The 1573-nt window shown below is 57.4% G+C and carries 2 rRNA genes; both read left to right on the top strand.

From position 1 onward, the window contains the following. Positions 1-50 (top strand): 16S ribosomal RNA (locus ITX44_RS40590); the annotation flags it as partial. 244 nt (positions 51-294) lie between these two features. Further along, positions 295-1573: ribosomal RNA gene (locus ITX44_RS40585) — 23S ribosomal RNA — on the top strand; the annotation flags it as partial.

Raw genomic sequence — 1573 nt, 5'->3', positions numbered from 1 at the left:
AGTCGTAACAAGGTAGCCGTACCGGAAGGTGCGGCTGGATCACCTCCTTTCTAAGGAGCACATGGCCGGTTGCAGGCGAGTGTCCTGCACGGTTGCTCATGGGTGGAACGTTGACTATTCGGCACGGCTGGTGGGTGTGTTTCGTTAGTACGGTTCTTCTCTTCGGGGGAGGGCATGGAACGGGAAGCGCTGAAGCTGGTCGGGTCGGGCACGCTGTTGGGTTCTCGGGGAACGGGTGACTGTTTCCTTGAGTGCTGGTTGTTTGAGAACTGCATAGTGGACGCGAGCATCTGTGGCCAAGTTATTAAGGGCGCACGGTGGATGCCTTGGCACCAGGAACCGATGAAGGACGTGGGAGGCCGCGATAGGCCCCGGGGAGTTGTCAACCGAGCTGTGATCCGGGGGTGTCCGAATGGGGAAACCCGGCAGTCGTCATGGGCTGTCACCTGCTGCTGAATATATAGGCAGTGTGGAGGGAACGCGGGGAAGTGAAACATCTCAGTACCCGCAGGAAGAGAAAACAACCGTGATTCCGGGAGTAGTGGCGAGCGAAACCGGATGAGGCCAAACCGTATGCGTGTGATACCCGGCAGGGGTTGCGTATGCGGGGTTGTGGGAGTGAGCTTTCACGGTCTGCCGGCTGTGAGGCGAGTTAGAAACCATGCAGGTAGGCGAAGGGCATGCGAAAGGCCCGGCGTAGAGGGTAAGACCCCCGTAGCTGAAATCTGTGTGGCTTGCTTGCTCATTTCCCAAGTAGCACAGGGCCCGAGAAATCCTGTGTGAATCTGGCGGGACCACCCGTTAAGCCTAAATATTCCCTGGTGACCGATAGCGGATTAGTACCGTGAGGGAATGGTGAAAAGTACCGCGGGAGCGGAGTGAAATAGTACCTGAAACCGTGTGCCTACAAGCCGTGGGAGCGTCGCATGCAGGGCTTGCCCTGTGTGTCGTGACTGCGTGCCTTTTGAAGAATGAGCCTGCGAGTTTGCGGTGTGTTGCGAGGTTAACCCGTGTGGGGGAGCCGTAGCGAAAGCGAGTCCGAAGAGGGCGTTTTAGTAGCATGCTCAAGACCCGAAGCGGAGTGATCTAGCCATGGGCAGGTTGAAGCGCGGGTAAGACCGTGTGGAGGACCGAACCCACCAGGGTTGAAAACCTGGGGGATGACCTGTGGTTAGGGGTGAAAGGCCAATCAAACTCCGTGATAGCTGGTTCTCCCCGAAATGCATTTAGGTGCAGCGTCGTGTGTTTCTTGCCGGAGGTAGAGCACTGGATAGGCGATGGGCCTTACCGGGTTACTGACCTTAGCCAAACTCCGAATGCCGGTAAGTGAGAGCGCGGCAGTGAGACTGTGGGGGATAAGCTCCATGGTCGAGAGGGAAACAGCCCAGAGCATCGACTAAGGCCCCTAAGCGTGCGCTAAGTGGGAAAGGATGTGGAGTCGCACAGACAACCAGGAGGTTGGCTTAGAAGCAGCCACCCTTGAAAGAGTGCGTAATAGCTCACTGGTCAAGTGATTCCGCGCCGACAATGTAGCGGGGCTCAAGCGTACCGCCGAAGTCGTGTCACTGCAGCA

Source organism: Actinacidiphila acididurans (assembly GCF_016918855.1).
GTDB lineage: Bacteria > Actinomycetota > Actinomycetes > Streptomycetales > Streptomycetaceae > Actinacidiphila > Actinacidiphila acididurans.
This window is presented reverse-complemented; position numbering and strand designations above follow the sequence as displayed.